Origin of the sequence: Desulfovibrio sp., assembly GCF_009712225.1 — a bacterium.
Taxonomy (GTDB): Bacteria; Desulfobacterota; Desulfovibrionia; order Desulfovibrionales; family Desulfovibrionaceae; genus Desulfovibrio.
Map to the genome: position 1 here is coordinate 178,027 of NZ_WASP01000010.1, position 15,549 is coordinate 193,575.

The 15,549-nt window shown below is 52.7% G+C and carries 10 protein-coding genes, 1 tRNA gene and 1 pseudogene; 7 read left to right on the top strand and 5 right to left on the bottom strand.

What is annotated here, in order from left to right; translation table 11 throughout:
- Positions 1-5: 5 nt before the first annotated feature.
- Together flgG and F8N36_RS13155 are read right to left on the bottom strand one after the other, a co-directional pair.
- Positions 6-791 carry a flagellar basal-body rod protein FlgG gene (gene flgG, locus F8N36_RS13150; protein ID WP_291333274.1) on the bottom strand — a complete coding sequence of 262 codons (786 nt, stop codon included), beginning with the start codon at positions 789-791 and terminating at the stop codon, positions 6-8.
- Between the two features lie 60 nt (positions 792-851).
- On the bottom strand, positions 852-1,646 hold the full coding sequence (locus F8N36_RS13155) for a flagellar hook-basal body protein (protein WP_291333275.1): 795 nt from the start codon (positions 1,644-1,646) through the stop codon (positions 852-854).
- Positions 1,647-2,474: 828 nt separating this feature from the next.
- On the opposite strand from F8N36_RS13155, the gene F8N36_RS13160 reads away from it, so the two are divergent.
- The 3 genes from F8N36_RS13160 to F8N36_RS13170 all read left to right on the top strand — a co-directional run bounded on the left by F8N36_RS13160 (position 2,475) and on the right by F8N36_RS13170 (position 6,884).
- A tRNA-Leu gene (locus tag F8N36_RS13160) sits at positions 2,475-2,561 on the top strand.
- Positions 2,562-2,734: 173 nt separating this feature from the next.
- Complete coding sequence (locus F8N36_RS13165) at positions 2,735-4,528, top strand: DUF6538 domain-containing protein (RefSeq protein ID WP_291333276.1); 1,794 nt, start codon at positions 2,735-2,737, stop codon at positions 4,526-4,528.
- A 175-nt stretch (positions 4,529-4,703) separates the two neighbouring features.
- Positions 4,704-6,884 (top strand): AAA family ATPase, encoded by a 2,181-nt coding sequence (locus F8N36_RS13170; RefSeq protein WP_291333277.1) that lies wholly within the window; start codon positions 4,704-4,706, stop codon positions 6,882-6,884.
- 534 nt (positions 6,885-7,418) lie between these two features.
- Here F8N36_RS13170 and F8N36_RS13175 read toward each other — a convergent pair.
- A pseudogene (locus F8N36_RS13175) lies at positions 7,419-8,550 on the bottom strand (IS3 family transposase).
- Positions 8,551-9,143: 593 nt separating this feature from the next.
- On the opposite strand from F8N36_RS13175, the gene F8N36_RS13180 reads away from it, so the two are divergent.
- From F8N36_RS13180 to F8N36_RS13190, 3 genes are all read left to right on the top strand, one after another.
- The gene (locus tag F8N36_RS13180) at positions 9,144-9,743 is read left to right on the top strand and encodes an inovirus-type Gp2 protein (RefSeq protein ID WP_291333278.1); all 600 of its coding nucleotides are present in this window, start codon (positions 9,144-9,146) and stop codon (positions 9,741-9,743) included.
- 143 nt (positions 9,744-9,886) lie between these two features.
- Positions 9,887-10,165 (top strand): hypothetical protein, encoded by a 279-nt coding sequence (locus F8N36_RS13185; RefSeq protein WP_291333279.1) that lies wholly within the window; start codon positions 9,887-9,889, stop codon positions 10,163-10,165.
- Positions 10,166-10,241: 76 nt separating this feature from the next.
- Complete coding sequence (locus F8N36_RS13190; protein ID WP_291333280.1) at positions 10,242-10,478, top strand: hypothetical protein; 237 nt, start codon at positions 10,242-10,244, stop codon at positions 10,476-10,478.
- On the opposite strand, the gene F8N36_RS13195 is transcribed toward F8N36_RS13190, so the two are convergent.
- On the bottom strand, positions 10,457-11,137 hold the full coding sequence (locus F8N36_RS13195; protein ID WP_291333281.1) for a hypothetical protein: 681 nt from the start codon (positions 11,135-11,137) through the stop codon (positions 10,457-10,459). The genes F8N36_RS13190 and F8N36_RS13195 overlap by 22 nt on opposite strands.
- A gap of 293 nt (positions 11,138-11,430) precedes the next feature.
- Positions 11,431-11,886 carry a helix-turn-helix transcriptional regulator gene (locus F8N36_RS13200; protein WP_291333282.1) on the bottom strand — a complete coding sequence of 152 codons (456 nt, stop codon included), beginning with the start codon at positions 11,884-11,886 and terminating at the stop codon, positions 11,431-11,433.
- A gap of 236 nt (positions 11,887-12,122) precedes the next feature.
- On the opposite strand from F8N36_RS13200, the gene F8N36_RS13205 reads away from it, so the two are divergent.
- The gene (locus F8N36_RS13205; RefSeq protein WP_291333283.1) at positions 12,123-15,485 is read left to right on the top strand and encodes an autotransporter domain-containing protein; all 3,363 of its coding nucleotides are present in this window, start codon (positions 12,123-12,125) and stop codon (positions 15,483-15,485) included.
- The last annotated feature ends 64 nt before the right edge of the window (positions 15,486-15,549 follow it).

Below are 15,549 nucleotides of genomic sequence, written 5' to 3' on the forward strand. Positions count from 1 at the left end.
CTCTCCTAGCTGCGCTTAAGCTGTACCGCGATACCCAGCATGGAATCCGAGGTCTGAATGGACTTTGAGTTCACTTCGTAGGCGCGCTGGCCAACGATCATGTTCACCATTTCGTCCACCACTTCCACGTTGGACATTTCCAGAAAACCCTGGGCCAGTGTGCCCACGTTGTCTGTACCAGGCACACCTTCGGTGGCGTCGCCCGAGGCCTGCGTGGGCGTGTAAAGGTTGCGCCCGCGGGCATCAAGGCCAGCCGGGTTGATAAAGGTGTAGAGCGGCAGCTCTGCCCCGGCCAGTTCCTGCCCCTGCGAGTCAAGTGCGGCCATGTGACCGGATGACGAGATGGAGATGGTCTTGGTCTGCGCCGGCACGGCAAACTGCGGCTGCAGGATGTAGCCGTTGGCCGTAACCACCGTGCCATCCTGATTAAGCTTGAACGAACCGGCACGCGTGTACATAAGCTCGCCGTTTACATCCACCTGAAAGAAGCCATCGCCTTCAATGGCCACGTCCAGCGTGTTGCCGGTGTTCTGAAAATCACCCTGCGTAAAGAACTTGTGCACGGCCGTGGGGCGAGTACCCATGCCGACCTGTATGCCCACGGGCAGGCGGTTGTCGCCCTCGGTGACAGCGCCAGCCATGCGCATGGTCTGGTACATGAGATCTTCAAACTCGGCCCGGCTCTTTTTGAAACCCGTGGTGTTGACGTTGGCCAGGTTGTTTGAAATCACGTCGATATTGAGCTGCTGGGCCACCATGCCGGTGGCGCCTGTCCAAAGCGATCGCATCATGGGAGTTTCTCCTTATACTAAACCGACGAGGCTGCCGGTTACCTGTAAAACAGTCAGCGGTTAGCCCTGACGGCGACCGACCTTTTCATTGGCAGCGCGATCCAGAGTGTCGGATGTCTGCATCACCTTCTGGTAGGCTTCAAACTGGCGCTGTACTTCAATCATGTTGACCATTTCGGATACAACTTCCACGTTGGCAGATTCGGTAAAGCCCTGCTCAACGCGCGCGCCGGTATCGTAGGCATTACCCTCGGCAACCTGAACCCCATCGCGCGGGCGAAAGAGATTGCCGCCCATTTTTTCCAGATTTTGGGGGTTATCCACGCTCACCAGAGCCAGTTGGTCAATGGCGTTGCCATCGGCAAGCACCTGACCGTCACCGCTTATCTGCAAATGTCGCGTACCGGGGGGCACCCCGATCACACCGCCAGCCCCCTGCACCGTATAGCCCTGAGGCGTCATGAGTATGCCATCGCCGCTGAGCACAAAGGCTCCGTTGCGTGTGAGGTACTGGCCGGTTGGCGTGTTTACCCGGAAAAAAGCGTTTTCTCCGTTGATGGCCACATCCAGATTATTGCCGGTATATTGCATGGACCCTTGCGAATAATCTGTATGCGCAACAGCCACTCGCACGCGTGCTGCATTCATTGGCTCGGGAAACAGGGGCGTCGATTTGAGATTTTGCAACGGCTCCCGAATCTCGTCGAATGCAAAGGTTGTCATGGTGTCCTTGAACGCCAGGGTTTCCCGCTTGTAGCCGCGCGTGTTCACGTTCGCCAAATTATTGGCGATGAAATTCATGCGGTGCTCTGTGGTCAGCGCGGCAAAAAGTCCGCTAAACATGCCTGCTTGCATAAGCAGCTCCTTGTGTTGGCAGCAGCGCCCAAACAAAATGCGCCGCCGTCTACCCGAGCCTGACGACTCTTGCCAGAGCATTTGCAATATGCGGGCCAATAAATTCTGACTCCCCTGCCCCGGCGGAGGATCAATAAAAGGACAGACCACACAACCTTTATATGTTGATAAAGGAATGAACGAGCAAACGCCGAAGATGCAGACGGGAGGCGACCGTGCGGGCAAAACTGTGACGGAGGATTTAACCCTGTGTCTGCCAAGGGCAAAACTGGGGGGCTCGCAGAGGACCACAGGATAAAAGGAAAGCCCTGACTGGCAAATCAGGCAAAAGAATGCGGGCATGGTACAGGCCAAAAGATGGGAAACCCAGTTGTAAGGTTTGCCGCGTGGATAATTCTGTCCCATCGGGCTGACGCCCATATATGGTCGGGCGTTCATGCCCTGCCGAGCGGCTATGACGGCCAGCGCAGTGTGGCCCGAAGTAGTGCGCCCCTGGCAATACGACCCGTTGCCATGTGAACGGGCCGGGCACATCCAGATGCGGCCTTAAATGCTGCGAGCATTCTCCGGCCCTCACTGCCTTACTTGTGGGATGGGAACCTGTTTGCGAATTATTTTGAAGCCATTGAAAATAAAAGGGACCACCGACATTACTTGGCGACCATTTACAGACTATCGAGCACAAAAAAATGAATCCTTAAAAATCAGCTATTCAAGCCAGTTTTTTAAAAAAACAGACGCTATCCCACCCTATGTCATGAATTTTTTTTTCGAAAATCAAAAAAAATGCTTGCCAGCCACACCCCGTTAGCGTAAACACATTTTCGCGCCGAAGTGGTGGAATTGGTAGACACGCTAGGTTCAGGGTCTAGTTCTCGCAAGGGAGTGGGAGTTCGAGTCTCCCCTTCGGCACCATCTTTTAAGAGTCGTTACAAGCAACAGCCTGTAACGACTCTTTTTTTTGGCTTGTGCCCAGCATAGGCACCAGACCAAAACCCGCCCTTGGGAGCTTATGGGGTCAAAGCGCGGGGTCAAAGGCACCACAAAATTGGGCGCAGCCCGTTTTGACGTTGCCAGGAGAAAACCCCATGCCTCACCTTCCTCCTGCCCTTTCCAATCTTGTGCCTCCCGTCGCCAGCAACCAGGATGATGACAAAAAGTCAGCCCCTGCGTATCTTTATTGCAAAAGAAAAATCTACTATTTTCGATATGCCTTTCCCGCCAGCCTGCGAAAATCACTTGGGCGGGCCGAGTTGCGTGTAAGCCTGCAAACGTCCTACCTGAGGATTGCGCGATTTCGGGCCCGCATGCTATCCGCAGAAATTGGCAATATGATTCTTGAGGGGTTTATGCTGGACTATAAGGAAATACGCCGCCGCATGAATATCCTGCTCCAGCGCTTGCTGGAGCAGGACCACGCAGACCTTTCAGAACGTAAAAACATCTCTATAGGAAAGCTGAACATCACGTACGACCAGCTCAGAACATCTCAAATTGAACTACTCCTGCACTGTAATTCACCACAACTGCTTGAACAGATTGCGCCAGAATGCATTGTTGACTTGCTTCGTTCCGGTGCTTTCACACAAAATGAACTTGCAGGGGAAAACTATCTGCAAATAGTGAAAGCATACAAAGAGATGCAAATCACCCGGCATCGCATCGACATTGCCCGTACCAAAGGCGATTTCTTGATGGAAGAAGAAGTCATGGGGCGCGATTTTGGCAAGTTGCCTTGCGACACCTCATGGACAGCACAGGAGCCACCTGCTTTGCTGGAGATGCCTACGCACGTTCACCAGCAGCAGACGGGAGGAATCCTTTATTCTGAAGCCATGGAACGGTACATCGGCCAGAAACTTCAGGACGGTGAATGGCGAGAGCACAGCGTGAGGGACCACCGGGGACGCCTGGAAGAATTTCTGACCATTATTGGCGACAAGCCCATCAAGGAAATTACCCGTTTGGATATGCGGCATTTTCGCGAAACGTTGAGAAAGCTGCCGCCTAACCGCTCACGAATTAAGGTATTCAGAGATAAAAGCATACAGGAGCTGCTCGACCTGAAGGTTCAGGACACGTTGAGTGTCACAACCGTCAACATTCTTGTAGAAGCCGTTGGCAGCATGCTCGCGTGGTATGTGCGCGAGGGGCTATTGGACGCCAACCCGGCAACCCATCTGCAGATCAAGGACAGCCGCCAGGCTATTGAACTGCGCCAGGCGTTCTCTGTCGATGAGCTCACCAAAATCTTTGCGCATCCCAAATTCACGAGAAAGGAATTCAAATCCCCCTCTTATTACTGGATTCCCCTGATCGCCCTTTTCACTGGCATGCGCCTTGAGGAGATTGCACAACTTCACTGTACCGACATCTATGAAAGCCAGACAAAGGGAATTTGGGTCATTGATATCAACAGCAACGGACTTGATGAGCTTGGCAGGCCCAAGCTGCTGAAGAACAAAAATGCACGCAGAATTGTCCCCATTCATTCAAGCCTTATACAGATGGGCCTTCTAGCCTATCATACTGAAATTGCCAAGAATAAGCATATCAGGCTATTCCCTGAGCTGAAGAAATCGGAAGGCGCGGTCAAGTTTGGCAAGCAGCCTGGCAAGCAGTTCAAGTCCGTCGTTACTGCAACGCTAGGCGAGGCTTCGGGTAAAACATTCCATTCGCTCCGGCACACCTTTGCTGACTTTTTCAAGCAGCGTGGCTTGCAAAACGACTATTTTCGGCAGGTCTTCGGGCACGAATTGCCCATGCTGGCCGCAAAGCAGTATGGAGAAAAATTCTCTCCAGCGACGCTCTATTCTGAAGTGATTGAAAAACTTGAATATGGCATTGAACTCTGCTTATCTGGCAAGCAGAAATTGCAATGAATGTGACAGAGATGTCACAATTGATTCATCTCTACGCTACAGTTTCATATCGACAGTAAAAAAACACACTACCGTGCCTACCGTCAGACTGTAAGCCGACCATGACAATGCCATTTAGTGCAACACTGTCAACTTAACAATATCTGTTTCAGCATTACTTTCAGTGGAGGAGAGCATGGCTTACTTACGGGCATTCGGCCACCAGGCATGGAGCTTGCGTGGCTCTTTAGAAGATAGACTTATACAAGACTTGCTTTGGCGCAAAGTTCAAACTGACCGAGCTCTTGTAATGAACCTAGCAAAGCTTATCGATCCCAATGCAAAACCTGATGGGAATGACATTTTTTTATCAAGTGGGACGACCATTTCTTTGCATCCTGATAGCTGTGGTGCGTATTCTACTCAAAGGAATCACCGTGCTAGCTGTCTACACGGAAATATCAACGACAAGCAAGCCATCCTGGACGCCGAACAAAACCCAACATCAAAGGGGTATTACCTTGGGCCACTTTTCCAACAGAAAAAAGGATGGCTTCCCGAAAATGTCTGTTCGAATATTCTTAGGAATATGGGGATGCTTCTGACCCAAGAAGATCGTTATCTATTCAATTTGAAGGCTTGTCACAACAGCGCATTGATGTCGGACAGAGACAAGCTGCATGCACAACTGGCCATTGAAAACTTCTCGATAGACTTTGGATTCAAGCGGTTTAGAGTGTATTGGTACTCTACAGAAAATGGAAGTACAGCTTTTGGTATTGTGTATTTTCTTGATGAAACAGGAGTGATTACCAAGCTTCCGATATCGGCTTGGCAGCGAGATGCTAACTCTGATGGCAATGTTGTTTTTGATCTGCTTTATCCTCCCCATAATTGCCAGCTGTATGATTTGCATGATTTGGTACGGTGGCATGATATGAATAAACATGTCCTCATATGTGCAAATGAGGTAACATGTGAAACTATCAAGGAGGATCACGCATGGATTCATAAAACGATTCCAGTAACGACATACAGTTCAGTTGCAGTTAGTGATTGGTCACCCATTGGGTCAATGAAACCAATCATTTTTCCAGACAATTCTGTTGATGGGTGTCATGAAGCATTTAAGGTATACATCGCCCTGCAAGCTCAAGGGCTGACTCCTCGCTTTATGAAACGTTTAAAAAAGCAGCACAACAGAAGCGACCGTATTATACTTGCCCATGACATTTATCCCATCGTGACCCCGGACAAATGTCTCGATCTTTATGATTTTGCAAAACATTGCCGCGATGAATTTAAAGTGGAGATTCTACCGGGTGCGATACCGTTGTCCAAATTGCCCAGCAGCGAAAACGAGCCAGAATTGATCATGGAAGGCTTACTGCGCATTGGCGACCAGATGACTATATTTGCATGGCGCGGCGTAGGGAAAAGCATGTTTGCGCTTCTATTGGCCCTGTGCTTCGCAAATGGGCATAAGGCGCTTGATGGACGCGTATGTCCTTCACGTAAATACAGCGTACTGCTGATCGATGGTGAAATGCCCCCAAGCAGCCTGAAAAAACGTGCTCGCTCAATTACCACGGGACTTGGATTGCCTGAGGAAGCCGCAGAAGAAATTATGGTTCGCTCATCGGTAGTGGAGAAGAGAGATCTGCTGCTCGATACAGATACTGGCTGGAGAGATTTGCTGCCAGACATTGCAAAGGCAGACATTATCATTATCGACAGCTTGTTCAAAATTTTCCCTTCGAACATGTCAAACGAAATTTCTAACGTCGCAGCACTCAATAATTTCTATGATTGGTGCAGAAAGAATGGAAAAGCTGCAATAGTGATCGATCATCAAGGCAAGAAAGGGGATACAGCATCCGGGACTATGGGAAAGGAGATGACTGTAGACGCTGTTCTGCTACTTAAAAAGAAAAATGATAAGATTGAGGCCACAGCAACAAAAAATCGCAACTTTGAATCTAGTCCAAATTGCTGGGTCAAATATCGCATGAAAATGGAATCCGGTGGCATGACCTTCCAGCCCATTGGCAAGGAGCCAACAGCTTCGTCTACCAACGCCCTTCCGGCTGGTGAGGACGAAGGTATGAAAAATTCGGATGACAACATATCTGCACCCAGCAAGGTGGATACCGATCAGGCCATCATCGATTATATTGCAGAACACCCTGACAAGGCACAGGGCGATATCGTCAAAGAGCTGATGGTGCAGTTGCACCTTGGGCGTAGCGTTCTTTCGGCTCGCATAAAGCAACTGCGCGAGGGTGGCCAGCTTGAATTTTGGACAAATGCACCTACTAAGGGCAAGGGTGGAGTGATATCCTCCGCTGAGATTGCACCTGATCAGGGGGACGCATAACAAGGTGCTCTTATCAATTCGGCGCAGATCAGGACGGAAGATTAAGGCCGGATGAATTAAGTATTGGGCAAGCCATTTTTGTGTGGTGTGCTTTACAGGCAGGCTGTCCGCTTGGAGTTCCGTTTCTCCTTTGTATTCAGTGTTAATTGCTTTCCTCTTTCTTTTGAATTGACAGGTTGGCAGACATATTCTGATCCATCCACGCAAACAGCTCTCCCCTTTAGGGGGGAGAGCTGTTTGCGTGGATGGATCACTAGAATCTGCCAACCTACCAACCATACCAAAGAAGGAGAAGCATTATAAAAACAAGAGAAATCTCAGACAAACCATCAAACGTCTTTTGATTGCGATTGATGATACCGCCTGCCATGCCTTTTCGCGCCCTGTTGCACAGTAGGTCCCCTGAGGCCAATGCCCCAAAAACACCTCCGCCTAACCCGGGTTACCCCGCCGCTGACGCCATGAATACTTAGGGCAGCAGCAAAGGCTATGGCGCATACCGACCGCCCATTCCGCTGATCACCGGATGTGACCTTACCCCACTGCGTATACCACTTGTAAGTTAGTGGTTCCCAATGGGTTGCAGGTTATATTCTTTTCATGGAACTCTTCCGGAGTCAGCCAGCCCAATGAGCTGTGCGGTCGCTGCTGGTTGTAATCCTGCCGCCAAGCTTCAACTGTTCTGCGGGCATCGTGCAGGGACAAAAACACGTTTTGATTTAAACACTCATCCCGGAATTTTCCGTTAAAGCTTTCAATGTGCCCGTTATCCGTAGGCTTCCCCGGACGAGTAAACTCTATCTGTATCCATGCTCAAAAGCCCATGCATCTAAGGCCTTACCGCTAAATTCCGGCCCGTTGTCAACCTTGATCCGCTGCGGCAACCGACCTTGGAGGCGTAGTCTTTCAAGAACACGCACAACTCGAACTCCAGGCAACGACATATCCACTTCGAGCGCGGGGCTTGAACGATCCCACAGATCGGCAATTGTCAAAATCCGGATGCGTCGCCCACCCATAAGGGAGTCGCTTACAAAATCCATCGCCCATTGTTCATCTGGGCCAGCAGGGCCAGCCTGGACAATACGAGCATGGCTTGGACGCTTCACTCGCTTGCGGGTGCGCAGTGAAAGGTTTTCTTCTTGGTAAATCCTTTCTGTCCGCTTGTGGTTCTGCACCAGTTCTTCCCGGCGCAGTAATTCATGCAAGCGCGGAGAACCGAAACGCCGCCGGTCATTTGCCAGTTCCAGCATCCGAGTCCGCAAAAGAAGATCACGGTCCTCAGATGGTGGCCGTCTGGCTGAGCAGCGATTAAACTGAATCACTCGGCAAGCCCGCCGCTCTGAGTAGCCATGCGCAGCCTGAATGTGATGCACGGCTTCCCTGTTGGCTGCGGACTTCAAAAGTTTTTTGAGATCACATCCTTCAGGACGACGATATCAAGCGCCTGTTCGCCTACAAGTCGTTTCAGACGGGCATTCTCTTCCTCCAACTGGCGCAACCGCTTGGCGTCAGAGATGTTCATCCCACCGAACTTGCTGCGCCATTTGTAAAAGGTCGCATCCGAAATGCCATTCTGACGGCACAGATCGACAACACGAATGCCAGCCTCGGCTTGCCGCAAGATCCCAATAATCTGTTCTTCGGTGAATCTGCTACGTTTCATTCTTGTGCTCCTATGTCAGGAACACTAATTTTTCAATGGCATACTTTTCGGGGGGAAGGTCAGATATACCTGCGCAATGTCAGCGATACTCAGTGCTTTTTCGACTGAAACTCTTTGGCTGTAGAGACCTGACCCACTTCGGAATCTGAAAGGTCATAAAGCCTTTCGCGTCAACCCCTGCACCGCACAATCCAATAAAGACACTTTCAGTTTCTGTATACATGAAAAGTGGAAGAAGTGCATGCTCACGAACCATTACGCCTGTGATAACAGCTACAACAGTGAAATGTCGTCTAACGCCATCTAGGTGTATGTCTCCAGCCAATCTACGTTACTCAATACCTAATGATATGCAAAAGCTAATTCCCTCAAATGTACTTGTCATAATTCGCTTGGTTGGCTTGAGGTTTTTAGCTCAACCGGCCAGATTCTCTGCGATAACAACGAAGGTATGATTGTAGTACTTATATAAGAACTATAAGTATTGCATCTATGCCACAACAAGTGGCATAGATAGAAATACAAACACAAGAACGATATAGATATGCAAACACAAAACAGTAATCAAGAAGAAACACATACAGGAGATTCAAATGAACACCATAGACTTTAGACCTATGATGCATGATGATGACCATAGCCTGTACAGATCAACTATACGTGACAATCTAGCAACACTCCTTACGGAGTACTCAACGTCACACAGCAAAACAATGGTTATTCGGTTTGATGTGACCTACCCCAAAGGCTTCATGGCTGTCGAAGATAACAGCGACATGTCAGCTCTCATGAAGTTGTTGATCCAAAGGTGTTCGCGTAAAGGGGTATCCCCAGCGTATTTCTGGGTGAGAGAGCAATCTCTTAGAAGCAACAACCAACACTATCACTGCATGCTTTTGCTCGATGGCAACAAGACTCGTAGGTACTATCCCTACATTGAGTCAGCAGAAAAAATGTGGGGCAGGTTACTCAATGTGGCCCCTCACGGATTGATTCACTATTGCGACAGAGGCCCTGACGGCCACAGGCAAGCCAATGGCATCATCCTGCGCAGTGATGACCCCAACTACGAAGACAAGATTGAAGCCGTTGTGCGGCAGGCCATGTACATGGCTAAAGACCACACCAAGGGAATTTACAATGATGGGGTTCGTGATTTCGGCAAGACACAACGCATACACCTCACGTCCTGAGTCCCATCGTGCAAGCTGTGAACGGGATCGTGCAGATAGCTTTAGTTAAGCATAAACGGGGACGGCTACACACAGTAGGCTCTAATACTATGCATTCCTTCCACAGCCGTTAACAGCCCACAGCACATCCAAAAGAGGTACCCATGCAACAAAAATTCCCGCACATCGTATCAGTACTTGCTCAAGGATTCGTTACGGAAGACTTTTTCAAAACCCTTGAACGCGAGCTGCCCCCTATGGTCTCTCGGGCTGAAGCGTCACGTGCCACTGGCGGGCTTATCTCTGCCAAAACGCTCAGCAACAACGACGCTCTTCATATAGGCCCAAGCGAAAAAATACGGATTGGTTCCAAGGTCGGCTATACACGTGAATCGTTTATTGCCTATCTGCGAAGCAAACTGGAAACATATGCGCTGCAATAGCCCCCAGAGGGGTATCGCCCCACAGCGATACCCCCCTACTAAACGCACTCAATGTACATACGGAAAGGACTCCGCAATGAGCAGCCTTAGCAAACCGCCCAAAGCTTCCCCCAAAATGCTATCCTACGTGTTCAACCTGGCTGAACAGTATGGTGTTGACGCAGAAGCGTTATCGTCGATGCATTTCAGAAAAGACTTTGCTGACCTGTCTGAGGTAGAGGCAGATGGTCTTATTGAAATAATCAAGAGCAACGATGCGATCTACAGTGCAGATGAGGCCCATTGCTGCTCTTATGGGCTTGCCCTAGTGTAAGCATCCTCAAATGGGTGGGCCTCGCCCTTTCTTTTTTGGCCTGTATAATCATAACCCCAGTAACGTTGCCACGGCCCGCCATGCGGCACGCCTGAAATAACAACGCAATTTTCTGGCTGGTTCACTGCCCGGCAGAACCCCTCGCTGATTTCCGGGGGCATGGTCGCATCCGTGCGGCTGCTTAAATGCCGCTGGGGCAAGTGCTGCAGCGATGGAGCCACCGCCATGGGGTTTAATGATTCTGCAAGCTGGCTCACGCCCTGCAGGTCTGCCCAAGCATCAGTATCAAGATTGCCCGCAACCGTGCCCAGAAAGGCCACATCCTGCCTCATGGCAGCCAGAAGCGCCGCAGCACCGCCTCCGCCAGAAAAACCGACCAGAATGACCTGCTCTGCCCCGCAAGCAGCCTTGGCTAAGGTAATAGCCGCATCAAGGCTTTTAATCACCTCTGGCCCAAGCCGCGCTGACGTCCAGTAGCGCTTTGAGCATTGCCGTCTGTCGTCGCCCTGAACATATTGGCATGGTCGCGCCAGATAAAGCACTGGGTCCGGCCCCAGATCGGCCATAGCCAGGCGCAGGGCCACAGGATTGCGCGGTGTGGGGTCTTCAGATGGCCGGGTGCGTGACTCCCAGGCGTGTCCGTCGCCTTCAATATACACGCGCAAAATTTTTGAATGAGGCGATAAGCCGGGGCGAAGCAAGCCATACAAAGTAAACAGTTCCGTTGAGAAGAGGCGCTCGGCAAATCCATGCTCTTGCGCAAAAGCACTGGCTTTTTGCCGAGGGGAGGAAGCGCAGGCGGATAAAAGGCACAGAGTAACACCCAGAGCAAAGCACAGCCACATACCTGCGCATTCTCTGCTGGTTTTACCTGTGCACCCTTTTGTGTCTGTCATGCCCTGCCACTAGCACAGGAACACCCAGTTGACCATATCTCCACGGCCCGCCGCAATTACTCTTTGGAGAGCGCCGCTGATGCATGATGCAGCTGATCAAAAAACTCGCGGATATCGACCCCCGTTGCCGCCACAAGGGCAAGAGCAGACATCACGCCAGGCTCTTGCAGCCCTTTTTCCACCGCATTGACATTGCGCAGGTTATAACCCGCGCTTTTTGCCATGGCGGTCTGCGACATGCCGACGGCCAACCGTGCCTGAGCCAGTAACGGACCAAATATGCTCTTCAGGCCCTCACCAGCCCCCAGTGGCTGGTAAGTCACGCTCACCCTTGTGGTTGGCGATGACGCCCCCTCGCACGCCTCGCAGGCGGCTTCTTCAAAAAGCGTTTCAAAAAAATCCCCCGGGGCCCCATCAACTGCGACCACCATGCGTAGCGCAAGCAGCACACCAGGCTGGCGCGAGCCATCTTCAATACGTTGGATGTTACGCGTGTGGTACTGCAGACGCATGGATACCGTCCACTGCGATATTCCTCGCTGCTGACGCTCCAGCCTAAAAGCCGGTCCGAATGGGCATGATTTTTCTTGCATGATGCAAGATTTGAATGAAATGCGGCACATTCGCTAGTAGGGTATTGACCGACGGCTAATTTTACATAATCCTCACAACGGGAAGAACAAAGTTGTTCCAGCTTCCGCGAAGGAAGCCGGTTGGACACAACCAGACAATTTCTGAGGAGGATTGCATGCGATTTACACAAGGCGCCCTGGGCATGCTCGTGCAACGCTACAGGGGAATTCTGAAAAAATGTCACATGCTCAATGTACTTGGCGGAGTGGCAGTTAGCGCATTTTTGATGGGAGGTGCTGGCATGGCAGTTGCCGCTGCGCCCATCGCCATCAGCGACACGCACCAGGTAGCGGACGGTGCGGCAGAAACCTACACCACAATTGACGTGAACAATGGCGGTACGCTGGCCATTGCGCGCAACGCCAAGGTGAGCGGGTCAGATGTAACCGTTAACACCGGCGGGACGCTGACTTCTGCGAAGAATCTGCACTTCGGCTCTTTCAGCCCTGAGCCGGGCACGGGGCTGCTGGGTAGCAGCTTCACCTTGGATGGTGGCACTGTCAGCGCCCAGCACATGGGGCTGGCCCCCAGCGGAACGGCAACCCTGAAAAAAGGCATGCTCATGCTGAACTCGCTGGACATGCGCAACGGCACATTTGCTTTTAATGTTGCAGGCGGCGACAGCGCCACGCTCACACTGCTAGGCACCACTGATGGCACGGCGTTCCTGCAAGGAACAAGCCTCAGCATTGGCACGGGCAACAACGTTTTTCTTGGGGCGGATTCCGGCCCCGGCGGCGACCAGAATTCCACCACATCTCTGGCCGTGAGCGGCGGCTCACTTCAGGTTGGGCATGGCAACTGGCAGACTGGCGATCTGACCCAAACCGGCGGACAGACCAAGATCAGCGGCAACTCTGTGCTGACCGTGAACAACCTTGATCAGACCGGTGGCCTGTTGACTGTGGGCGGCACCACCAATTCAGGCAAACTTGTGGTCAATGGCAGTGTAGCCAATGCAGCCTACGCTGCCGGTTCCACGGGCGTGGCAGTAACGGGTACGGGCACCTTGCAGGTAAAGTACGATGAACTGGTCAACGCCACTGGCGATGACTTCAAAGACTCTGCCACGCAGCACGCCGTGAATGTTGCCAATGGCGGCACCCTGCTGCTGAACGGCTATGCCGGTTCAGGCATGACGCTGGCTGAATTCAAAACTTTGTCAGACAAGCTCTTGGCTGCTGGCAGCACGGGCACAGTACAGGGCATCACGGTGAGCACTTCCGGTGCTTCGTTGCAGGATGTGGGCGACGCCCGGCTTGCCACGCCCACTGCCGTCATCAACGGCAGCGGAGGGCTCGCTTCCGGGGCAGCAACGGTTGGCGGCATTACTGGCGCAACCACTGTCAGCGGCAACGCAGCCTTGACCCTTACGGGACAGGCTTCAGGTAATGTCCATGCAGACAGCGGCGTTACGCTCAACGGCGGCATACTGACGCTGGGCAATCCTGCGGGCGGCTCAACCGGCGGCACGTTACAAGGCGGCATTGACGCCTCAACCGGCACCAATACTATCAATGTGATCAACGGCACGCACACCGTTGCCGGGGGTCTCACTGGCAACGCAACCACTACGGTTGCCGTGGGCAGCAGCTCCGGCAGCGGCACCCTTGTTGCCACTGGCGTCAGCATGAACGGCGGTCAGCTCAACTTTGACCCGCCTTTCGCTGCCGCTGGTGACACTTCAAACGCTTCCATGGGCGGTCTGACCTTCACCGCTAATACCGTGGATGCCCTCATGACCGTGGGGCAGAACAGCATGGTTTCGCTTGGCAGCACAGACGCAGAATGGCTGCGCACAGAAGTGCAGCGTTACCAGAATGACGGAAAAGGCCTGTGGGGGCAGGACATAACTGCTGCGCTCGCCCTGCGCACGCCGCAGACGCTGAGCACCGCAGGCGGCATCAATGTGGATGGAACATGGGTCACGGGCGGCGCAGCTGCCACGGCCAACACCGCACATTTTGCCGATAAATCTCTGCTTGTGGTGGACGCTTTGGGCATCGGCAGCGGCGTGGCCCTCTCCGGTGAAACCGGGGGCACCAGCACCCTTACTGTGGATTCCGGTGCAAAATTGCACATTGTAGGCGGTCAGGACGGAGAAACGGTGAACGTCACTGGCGGCTTTGGCGCTTCCACAAAGGATGCTGCCAGCTGGACAGGCAGCAACCTGACCACAAGCACCGCTTTGCTTTCCGCCACGGGCGGCACGTTTGATACAGCCAATGGCGCATACAGCGTGAGCCTTAAGGCCAATGCGGCGTCTTCGTCCTTCCCCATGCTGTCGAACAGCATGGGGGCACTGGTAGATCGCATGGTGGTTCAGACCGGAGTAAACCCGAACTCGCCCAACGCGGGCGTGCGCTTCGTATCCCGTGCCATGAGCGACAATTACATCGGCACGACAGACCGCAACAAGGCCGCCGCAACTGTTGAAGGGGCAGCCCAGATGGCTGCTATAGGTGCCGTGCAGGGCAGCACCCTGAGCGCTGCGACGGCTGCATCCGGTGCGGTGCTCAACCGCACATCTATGGCGTTGCCACGTACGGATATGAGCCAAGCCGTGGCTGTGCGCCAAGATACAGACGGCAGCCTCAGCCTTGATTCCGGCCTCAGTGCCGGTGACGGACTTAAAAACGGCCTTGGGGTGTGGATCATGCCGCTTTACCAGTCCAACAGCATCTGGGGCATGAAGGCAGAGAGCTTCAAGACCGGCTACAACAGCAACCTGGGCGGCATTGCCTTGGGTGCGGATTACACCATTAACGACATGTTCCGCTTCGGTGCCGCGTTCAACGTCGGTGCCGGGTACGCCACATCCAACGGCGATTTCAACAGCACAGACAACCGCTTCAACTTCTGGGGCGTGAGCCTTTACGGAGGTTGGGTGTACAACAACTTCGGCCTCTCTGCCGATGTGGGCTATACCGGCAACTACAGCAAGGTAGAGCAGGATATGCCAGCCTCCATGCAAATGGGCGACCTCAAGGCCGACGTAACCAGCCATGCCTGGAATACGGGCCTCAAGGCGGAATACAAATTCAACGCCGGTGCGCTGGATATTATTCCGCATGTGGGGGTGCGCTACCTTGGGCTTGTGACTGATGGCTATGACGTGAAGAGCGGCGGCACGGTCTTTGAGGTGGACGAGAGCACACAGTCCATCTGGACATTCCCCGTAGGCGTGAGCTTTGCCAAAGCCTTCGAAACTGAGAGCGGCTGGCAGATCAAGCCGCAGCTTGATCTGGGCGTTATTCCGGCGGCGGGAGACGTTAAGGCCAGGAGCAAGGCCCGCATTCCCGGTGTGGACAGCCAGGCCGAAATGAAAATGCAGGTGGTGGACTACGCCACATTTGACGGCGGCTTGGGCTTTGAGCTTGGCAAGGGCGACTTTACCCTTGGGCTGAACTACAACCTGCAGGCCTCGGAACACCGCACTGGGCATGGCGTATTTGGCTCGCTGCGGTATGAGTTTTAGGTATGGCTTAGTTGGATAATTGATGGACCGAGGAGAGGGGCGGGGGAGTTAGAGGCGCCGCCCT

Bases quoted from the DNA above. Each gene is read 5' to 3' on its own strand.
- flgG (WP_291333274.1), bottom strand. From the start codon at position 791: ATGATGCGATCGCTTTGGACAGGCGCCACCGGCATGGTGGCCCAGCAG.
- F8N36_RS13155 (WP_291333275.1), bottom strand. From the start codon at position 1,646: ATGCAAGCAGGCATGTTTAGCGGACTTTTTGCCGCGCTGACCACAGAG.
- F8N36_RS13165 (WP_291333276.1), top strand. From the start codon at position 2,735: ATGCCTCACCTTCCTCCTGCCCTTTCCAATCTTGTGCCTCCCGTCGCC.
- F8N36_RS13170 (WP_291333277.1), top strand. From the start codon at position 4,704: ATGGCTTACTTACGGGCATTCGGCCACCAGGCATGGAGCTTGCGTGGC.
- F8N36_RS13180 (WP_291333278.1), top strand. From the start codon at position 9,144: ATGAACACCATAGACTTTAGACCTATGATGCATGATGATGACCATAGC.
- F8N36_RS13185 (WP_291333279.1), top strand. From the start codon at position 9,887: ATGCAACAAAAATTCCCGCACATCGTATCAGTACTTGCTCAAGGATTC.
- F8N36_RS13190 (WP_291333280.1), top strand. From the start codon at position 10,242: ATGAGCAGCCTTAGCAAACCGCCCAAAGCTTCCCCCAAAATGCTATCC.
- F8N36_RS13200 (WP_291333282.1), bottom strand. From the start codon at position 11,886: ATGCGTCTGCAGTACCACACGCGTAACATCCAACGTATTGAAGATGGC.
- F8N36_RS13205 (WP_291333283.1), top strand. From the start codon at position 12,123: ATGCGATTTACACAAGGCGCCCTGGGCATGCTCGTGCAACGCTACAGG.